The organism is Oceanicola granulosus HTCC2516, from assembly GCF_000153305.1.
Lineage (GTDB): Bacteria > Pseudomonadota > Alphaproteobacteria > Rhodobacterales > Rhodobacteraceae > Oceanicola > Oceanicola granulosus.
The window spans coordinates 50,740-59,405 of the sequence record NZ_CH724112.1 but is presented as its reverse complement, the minus strand read 5'-3'; the positions used below and the strand labels follow the sequence as shown (position 1 = coordinate 59,405).

Genomic DNA, 8,666 nt, shown 5'->3' with positions numbered 1-8,666 from the left:
CTGCACGAAGGCCGGCGGCGGCCGCCCCGCCGCCATCCCCTCGAGCACCGCGCCCGCCGTGTCGAGCGCCTCGCGGATGGTGACGTCCATGTCGAGGTAGCGGTACGTTCCGAGCCGGCCGACGAAGGTCACCCCTTCCGCCGCCTGCCCCCGCGCCACGTACTCCGCCAGCAGCGCCTTCTCCGCCACCAGCCGGATCGGGTAGTAGGGCACGTCCTCGGGCGCGCAGGCGCGGGAATATTCGCGGTAGAGCACCGTCCCCTCGTGGCTCTCCCACGGCGAGAAGTGCTTGTGCTCGGTGATCCGCGTCCAGGGCACGTCGGCATCGCCGTAATTCATCACCGCGCAGCCCTGCCAGTCGCCCCGGTCGGTGAAGCGCTCGAAATCGAGCGTCCGGTAACCGAGCCGGCCGAGATCGTAGCCGAACCAGCCATCGAGCGGCCCCGACCAGAACACGTGGTCGTAACGCCCCGCCATCTCCGGCGCGAAGGGGGTCTCGAGATGCACGTCGATGCCGGAATGGTCGAGGATCGCCTCGATCATCGCGGTGTAGCCCTGCTCGGGCATCCCCTGGAAGCGGTGGAAGAAGTAGTTGTCGTCGTAGTTGAACCGCACCGGCAGCCGCTTGAGGATGCTGGCGGGCAGCTCGGTGGGCGAGCAGCCCCACTGCTTCTCGGTGTAGCCCTTGAAGAAGGCCTCGTAGAGATCGGGCCCCACGAAGCGCAGCGCCTGCTCCTCGAAGGTCTGCGGATCGGTGATCGAGGTGTCGGCCTGGGTCTCGAGGAAGGCGCGCGCCTCGTCGGGCCGGAAGGTCTTCCCGTAGAACTGGTTGATCGTGTGGAGGTTGATCGGCAGCGAATAGACCGCCCCCCGGCTCGTCGTCTTGACCCGGTTCTTGTACGGGAGAAACCGCGCGAAGCCGTTGACGTAGTCCCACACCTCCGCATCGTCGGTGTGGAAGATGTGCGGCCCGTAGACATGGACCATCACCCCCGTCTCGGGGTCGCGCACGGTATGGCAATTGCCCGCCGCGTGGGGCCGCGCGTCGATCACCGTCGCCCGGTGCCCGGCCTCCGCCAGCCGCCGCCCGATCACCGCCCCCGACAGCCCCGCGCCCACCAAGAGAACATGCATCGCCCGCTCCATCCTTGCCCGGCCCGTCCTGTCGCATGGCGGAAGCACCGATACAACGCCACGCCGGCGGATGTTTCGCGCGCGAAACATCCGCGCACGCCAGGGATGTAGGGTGCGCATTCATTGCGCACCCCCCGCCCGATCAGATGAAATCGATGTCCCCCAGGCCGAACTGCCCCGGCCGGATGTCCTCGAGCAGGATCTCGTTGCCCTTCCAGCTGATCTCGAGGCCGCCCTTCGCCTTGTCGATGTCCACCTGGCGGCGCTTCACGTCGTCGAGCTTGATCTCGTCGCGGCGGGGGTCGAAATCCCGGATGCGGTCGCGGCCGGAGCGGCGGTCGAAGATGAAATCGTCGGCGCCGCTGCCGCCGGTCAGGACGTCCTTGCCCGAGCCGCCCTCGATCTTGTCGCGCCCGGCGCCGCCCTTGATCCTGTCGCTGCCGGCGCCGCCGTCGAGGCGGTCGTTGCCCTTGCCGCCGTCGATCTTGTCGCGGCCCTTGCCGCCGTCGATGCGGTCCTTGCCGCCGCCGCCCTCGAGGCGGTCGTTGTCGGAGCCGCCCTTGATCTTGTCGGCCCCGCCGCCGCCATAGAGCCTGTCCTTGCCGGACTGGCCCTTCAGCAGGTCCTTGTCCTCGTCGCCCCACAGCCGGTCGCCGCCCGAGCCGCCATAGAGCCGGTCGCGCCCGGTGCCGCCCTCGAGGCTGTCGGCGCCGGACTCGCCGTAGAGGCGGTCGGCCCCGCCGTTGCCGAACAGCCGGTCGTTCTTGTCGCCGCCCCAGAGCCGATCGCCGCTCGAACCGCCGTAGAGCGCATCGTGGCCGTTGCCGCCCCAGAGGCTGTCGGCGCCGTCGCCGCCCCGGAGCCGGTCGTTGCCCGTCCCGCCGAGCAGGGCGTCGCGCCCGCCCTGCCCGCTCAGCCGGTCGTTGCCCGCGCCGCCCGAGAGCCGGTCGGCGCCGCTGCCGCCCGCGACCGTGTCGGCGGAGCGGTCGCTGCGGCCCGCCTCGAAGCGGTCGTCGCCGGCACCGAGGTCGGCCCAGTCGCCGCCCGAGCCGCCGGTGACCTCGTCGGCATGGTCGCCGGCGGCGATGCGGTCGTCGCCGCTGCCGCCATAGAGGCGGTCGGCGCCGCTGCCGCCGGCGAGCGAATCCGCGCCGTCCTCGCCCCAGATCAGGTCGCTGCCGCCGCGCCCGATCACGGTGTCGCGCCCGCTGCCGGCGCGGATCTGGTCGCGCCCGGCGCTGCCGGTCTCGGCCTCGTCCTCGAAGCGGTCGTTGCCGCTGCCGAGCCAGACCTTGTCGGCCCCCGTCCCGGCGCGCACCAGGTCGTTGCCACCGCCCGCGCCGATCCGGTCCCAGCCGCTGCCGCCCTCGAGCCGGTCGCCGCCGTTGCCGCCGGCGAGGCTGTCGGCCCCGGCCCCGCCATAGACCGTATCGCCTGAATTGGAGCCGCTTCCGGCGGCGAACCGGTCGCGGCCGTCGCCGAGCCGGACGGTGTCGCTGCCCGCGCCGCCCTCGACGTCGTCGTCGCCGTGGCCGGCGTCGATGCGGTCGTTGCCGTCGTCGCCGCGCAGCACGTCGTTGCCGCCGTCGCCGTCGAGCCGGTCGTTGCCCGAGCCGCCGTAGAGCCGGTCGTTGCCGGTGCTGCCGCTGAGCGTGTCGGCATCGAAGCCGCCCCAGAGCGCGTCGTTGCCGCCGTGGCCGTAGAGCTTGTCGCGCCCCGACCCGCCCTTGACCCGGTCGTGGCCGCTGCCGCCGTAGAGCAGGTCGGCGCTGCTGCCGCCCGAGAGGCTGTCGGCACCGGAGCCGCCCTCCAGCCGGTCGGCCCCGGTGCTGCCGTCGAGCGTGTCGTCGCCGTTGCCGCCGTAGAGGCTGTCGGCGTCGGCGCCGCCGAGCAGGCGGTCGTCGCCGTCGCCGCCGGTGAGCCGGTCGCGGCCGTCCTCGCCCTCGAGCCGGTCGTCGCCGCTGCCGCCGTCGAGCGCGTCGTCGGCGTTGCCCCCCGCGAGGCGGTCGTTGCCGATCTCGCCGTGGAGGCTGTCGCGCCCGTCGCCGCCGGCGAGCCGGTCGTTGCCGTCGCCGCCCCAGAGCTTGTCGGCGCCGCTGCTCCCCGACAGGCTGTCGGCGCCGGAACGGCCCCAGAGCCGGTCGTCGCCGCTCTCGCCCTTGAGCCGGTCGTTGCCGTTGCCTCCCGAGAGACGATCCTTGCCCGATCCGCCCGTGAGCGTGTCGTCGCCGTCGCCGCCGGAGAGGGAATCGTCGCCGTCGCCGCCCTCGAGCAGGTCGTCGTCGCCATCCCCCAGCAGGCGGTCGTCGCCCGCGCCGCCCGAGAGGCTGTCGGCGCCCGCCCCGCCCTCGAGCCGGTCCGCGCCGTCGCCGCCGCGCATCTCGTCGGCGCTGTCGCCGCCGTAGACGAGATCGTCGGAGGCGCCGCCGAAGACCCGGTCCTGCCCGGCCCCGCCCCAGAGCGTGTCGGCCCCGTCCTCGCCCTCGAGCTTGTCGCCGCCCGCGCCGCCCCAGATCCTGTCGGCACCGTCGCCCCCGGTCAGGCGGTCGGCGTCGGCGCCGCCGTCGATCTCGTCGCGGTTGGCGCCGCCCGCGAGGGTGTCGGCGCCGGTGCCGCCGAGGATGCTGTCGCGCCCGCTGCCGCCGTCGACGCTGTCGTTGCCCGCGCCCGCGTCGACGGTGTCGGCCCCGGTCCCGGCCTCGATCACGTCGCCCCCCGCGCCGCCCGCGAGGCTGTCGTCGCCCGCGCCGCCGAACAGGCTGTCGCCGCCGCCGCCGCCGAACAGGCGGTCGCCACCCCAGCTGCCGTGCAGCAGGTCGCTGCCGTCGCCGCCGGTGCGGTTGCGCTCGGGGGCCTTGAAGGTGCGGCCCGGGCCGGTCGTGTCGATGGCCGAGAGCACCGCCTTGCGGTTCAGGCTCTTGCCGTCGGCGCTGTAGAGGTCGAGCTCCTCCTCGTCGCACGTGACGCGCGCGCCCCAGCTCTTTTCGCCGATGTCGAGCCGTTTCGCGTCGAACAGGAACGGCCAGGAGGTGAGGTCGAGCCGGTCGTCGCGCTCGTCGAAGCCGTCGATGCGGTCGCGCGCGCCGTCGGCGGAGAGCACGAACAGGTCGTCGCCCGCGCCGCCGTTCATCCGGTCGGCCCCGGCGCCGTCGACGAGGATGTCGTCGCCGCCGCTGCCCCTGAGGCTGTCGGCACCGTCGCCGCCGGTGAGCAGGTCGTCGCCCGCGCCGCCCGAGAGCGTCGCGCCGCCGCTGCCGGCGCGCTTCTCGGAGCCGCTGTCGAGGGCGACCTTCAGCTCGGTGATGCCCTTGTCGGTGGCGGCGCTGGCGAAGACGAGCAGGTCGCCGTCGCGCTCGGCCAGCGCGATCGCCTCGACGCCGCCGAGGGCGATGTCGGTGGTGTCAGCGATGGCGTCGAGATGGACGAGGCGGCCGTCCTCGAGCAGGGCGAACAGGCTCAGCCCCATGTCGCCGCCGCCGGCGACCACGTAGCCGCGCCCGCCGATCTCGATGGCCTCGACCGCCTGCGCGCCGCCGAAGCGGGTGTGCAGGCTGTCGAGCACGTGGTCGACCAGCTCGAGCGCCCCCCCGGTGCCGACCCGCATCACGCTCAGCGCCCCGGCCTTGCCTGCCGACGAGGCGAGGACGGCGAAGGCGGTGCCGGCGATCTCGACGGTGGCGATATCGGTCGGGGCCATGATCCCGACCCCGCTCTCGGCGCCGACCCGGCCCGTCACGGTGACCGCGCTGCCGGTGACCTTGTAGGCGGTGAGGCCGTTGTCGCCCTCGGTGGCGGCGAGCAGGAGGCGGTTGCTGCCGGGCTTCAGGGTGGCGACGGCGGCGACGGGGGCGCTCCCGGCCTGGCGCGCGTCGCCGACCCGGGTGCCGGTCTCGTCGTAGAGCGTGACGCCGTTGGCGCCGACATAGAGCCTGCCCGCGCCGTCCTGCACCGCGTCGCGCAGCCAGCCGGGCGCGGGGGCGGAGGCGGGGGCCCTGGCGTGGCGCAGGCCCGAGATGTCGCCGCTGGCGTCGATGCCGTAGAGGCTGTAGCGCCCGGCCATGTCGGTGCCCACGAGCAGCTCCCTGCCCGCGCCCGCGGCGATTTCCGCGAGGCCCCGGGCGGCGCCGGTCTCGAGCCCGCCGGTGTAGATCTTGCTGTCGCTCTTGCGCAGGCCGCCGTCGCGCAGCTCCCACCCGGTCAGCCCGCCGAAGCGCCCCGACGTGACATAGACCGCCGTGTTGCCGCCGCTCTCGACGACCTGCAGCCCGGTGATCCCGTGATCGAGCCGGTCATCCCCCGCCCGCGCCACCTTGCGCACCCTGAACTCTGCCACGCCCCGCCCTCCGCCGTTGTCGGCCGACCCTCGGCGGGGCAGGGGGCAACCCCGCGCGCACCGTGCGGCAAGGCGGGGACGAGCCCGGGCGATTTGTGTCGAATTGGCGGGATCTGGGTGCAGGCCGGTGCGAAATGAATGCGCACCCTACAGGCGCCCCCACCGTAGGGTGCGCATTCATTGCGCACCCCCCGATGCCCCTTACGCCAGCAGCTTCTCGTGCCGGCGGATCGCTTCCTCGAGGTCTTCGAAATATTCCAGCCGGCCGTTGTTGAGCACGAGGCCGGTGTCGCAGAACTTGCGCAGCGAGCCCATCTGGTGGCTCACCATGATCGCGCTCGCGGTCTTGACCCGTTCGAGGAACACCGCCCGGCTCTTGCGCGTGAAGTTGGCGTCGCCGACGGCGGTGACCTCGTCGATGAGGTAGGTGTCGAAGCGGATCCCCATCGACAGGCCGAACCCCAGGCGCGAGCGCATCCCCGAGGAGTAGCTGCGCACCGGCATGTGGAAATGCTGCCCGATCTCGGCGAAGGACTGCACGAAGGCGATCAGCTGCTCGCTGTCGACCCCGTAGACCCGCGCCACGAAGCGGACGTTCTGCGCGCCGGTGAGGTCCTTGTTGAGCGAGCCGCCGAAGCCCACGGGCCAGGAGATGGTGCCGTCGCTCACCACCCGGCCGGAATCGGCGGCGAGGATGCCGGCGATGATCGACAGGAGCGTCGACTTGCCCGCGCCGTTGCGCCCCAGCAGGGCGAGCGACTTGCCGGTGGGGAGCTCGAGGTTGAGGTTGTCGATGACGACCTTCTTGCGCCCCCGGATCCAGAAGCTCTTGGACAGGTTCTCGAAGCGGATCATCGGACGGCGGATCTCAGCGGCTGTCGCGGATGCTGTAGTAGATCAGGGACATCACGGCCCAGAACAGGAACAGGAAGCCCGCCGCGAGCCCCAGCAGGGTCAGCCGGCGCGGATACTCGGCCACCTGCGGCAGGGTCGGGGCGACGTAGGCGGCGAGGTAGCGGGTCTGGCGCGAGGCGTTGGCGCGGGCGGCGTCGAGCGCGGCGAGGGCGGCGCGGTAGCTCTCCTCGGCGAACTCGCGGTCGACCACGAGGCTCTCGTACTCGGCCAGCAGCTGCGGGTACTCGTCGCCCGACACGGTCGACTCGCGCTCGGCGGCGATGCGCTGCTCGATCACCTCGATGCGGCGCTGCGCCTGGGTGACGCGGGGGTCGCTGTCGGAGGTGCTCTCGGTGAGCAGGTCGTACTCGATCAGCGCCGCGGCGAGCTGCTGCTGGAGGTTGTTGATCAGCGCGGTCTGGCCCTGCACGTCGGTTTCCGGGTCGACGATGCGGGTGCGGGTGCGGAACAGGGTCAGCGCCTCGCGCGCCTCCTTGACCCGCTCGACGGCGGTGGCGAGGTCGGCCTCGGCGTAGCGCAGCGTGTCGTTGCGCGCGGTGGCGTTGAGCTCGTTGATGAGCACCTGGCTCTGGGCGAGGATCTCGCGGGCGATGGCCTGGGCGGTGTCGGCGTCGAAGGCGAGCACCCGGAGCTCCATCAGCCCGCTGGCCTGGTCGTAGGAGATCCGCACGATGCGGCGCCAGTAGCGGGTCAGCTCCTCGATCCCGGCATCGGGGGCGAGGGCGAAGACCGGATCCTGGGCGTAGGGGCCGGAATAGGCCTCGATCAGGTCGAGACGCTCGTGGACGGCGCCGACGAGGGCCTGGGACTGCATGAACTCGTAGAGGATGTCGGTGTCGGTGCTGCCGCCGCTGACGCCGGTGAGCTGCGACAGCCCGCCGAGCAGCTCGGAGGCCGAGCCGCCCTGCTCCTGGCGCACGGTGAAGCCGACGGTGGAGGCGTACTGGTCGACGGCGCGCTCCCAGAGATACCAGGCGACGCCGGCCAGCGGCAGGGCGAAGACCAGCAGGAAGGCGAAGATGATCCCCCAGTGCCGCTTGCGCATCCGGGCCGGCTTGGCCACCGGGGCGACCTCGACGACCTGCGGCGGGTCGCGCCGGCTGCGCCGCTTGCGGCCGGAGCCGGAGCCGGAGCTGTTCTTCTCGGACGGCTCTGTTTCGGCGGGTTTCGCGGCGGGCGGCTCGGCGGCGGGCTCCGCGGCCGCGGGGGCGGCGGGGGTTTCCGGCGGCGGGGCAGGGGCCGCGCGCGGCGCGGCGCCGGCCTCGGGGGCAGTCTCGGCGCTGCGGCGGAAAGGCATGACTTCGGAGACGCCCTCGGCGCCGGCCGGCGTCGGGTCGTCCCGGTCTCGCTCGGGTTTCGCGTTCTCTGCCACTGGGCTGCCTCGACCCCGGAACGGGTTTGATCTTGAGTGCCCTTTTCTACATAGTCCGCCGACGGATTGCCAGCTTGGAAGACGCGCGATGACCGCCACGATCCCTCCTCCGCTCATGCCGAGCCACCGGCCCCACCCGTTCCGCACCAGCATCCGCACCATCACGGCTCTGATCCTGCGGGAAATGGCCACGCGCTACGGCCGCTCGCCCGGCGGCTACATCTGGGCGATCCTCGAGCCGGCGGGGATGGTGGCGTTCCTGTCGCTGGGCTTCTCGCTGATGCTGCGCTCGCCGCCGCTGGGGACGAGCTTCCTGCTGTTCTACGCGACGGGGATGCTGCCCTTCACCTACTACAACACCATGCAGAAGTCGGCCTCGCGCTCGCTGAGCTATTCCAAGGCCCTGCTGACCTACCCGATCGTGACCTGGATCGACGCGGTGCTGGCGCGGATCATCCTCAACGGCATGACCGGGCTGCTGGTGGGCTACATCGTGATCGGCACCGTCCTCGCCCTGTCCGACACCCGCGCCACGGTGGAATTCGGCCCCGCGCTCGAGGCCTACACGATGGCGTGGATGATCGGCGTCGGGGTCGGGCTGGTGAACTGCGTGCTGCTGTCGTTCTTCGCGCTGTGGAACACCGTCTGGTCGATCGTCACCCGGCCGATGTTCATCGTCTCGGGGGTGCTGTTCCTCTACGAGGACCTGCCCCAGGCGGCGCAGGCGGTGGTCTGGTGGAACCCGGTGATGCACGTCACCGGCCTGATGCGCACCGCCGTCTACCCGATGTACGAGGCGACCTACGTGTCGCGGATCTACGTCTACGGGATCTCGATGACGCTGATCGCGCTCGGGCTGTTGCTGGTGGCGCGGTATCACAAGGACGTGCTGGAGCGCTGACGCGTCGGGGT

5 protein-coding genes are annotated in these 8,666 nt (G+C 72.3%); 1 reads left to right on the top strand and 4 read right to left on the bottom strand.

What is annotated here, in order from left to right; translation table 11 throughout:
* The 4 genes from OG2516_RS18790 to OG2516_RS18775 all read right to left on the bottom strand — a co-directional run.
* The coding region (locus OG2516_RS18790) for a UDP-galactopyranose/dTDP-fucopyranose mutase family protein (protein WP_007257315.1) at positions 1 to 1,134 on the bottom strand (1,134 nt) is incomplete at its 3' end.
* Between the two features lie 142 nt (positions 1,135 to 1,276).
* The gene (locus OG2516_RS18785; RefSeq protein ID WP_007257314.1) at positions 1,277 to 5,467 is read right to left on the bottom strand and encodes a calcium-binding protein; all 4,191 of its coding nucleotides are present in this window, start codon (positions 5,465 to 5,467) and stop codon (positions 1,277 to 1,279) included.
* A gap of 201 nt (positions 5,468 to 5,668) precedes the next feature.
* A complete protein-coding gene (locus OG2516_RS18780) occupies positions 5,669 to 6,322 on the bottom strand; it encodes an ABC transporter ATP-binding protein (RefSeq protein ID WP_007257313.1) in 654 nt (217 codons plus the stop codon).
* 13 nt (positions 6,323 to 6,335) lie between these two features.
* Positions 6,336 to 7,754, bottom strand: coding sequence for a KpsE/RkpR family capsule polysaccharide export protein (locus tag OG2516_RS18775; RefSeq protein WP_007257312.1), 1,419 nt, complete (start codon positions 7,752 to 7,754; stop codon positions 6,336 to 6,338).
* Between the two features lie 88 nt (positions 7,755 to 7,842).
* Here OG2516_RS18775 and OG2516_RS18770 point away from each other — a divergent pair, with 88 nt between their 5' ends.
* A complete protein-coding gene (locus OG2516_RS18770; protein ID WP_007257311.1) occupies positions 7,843 to 8,655 on the top strand; it encodes an ABC transporter permease in 813 nt (270 codons plus the stop codon).
* Positions 8,656 to 8,666 lie beyond the last annotated feature (11 nt).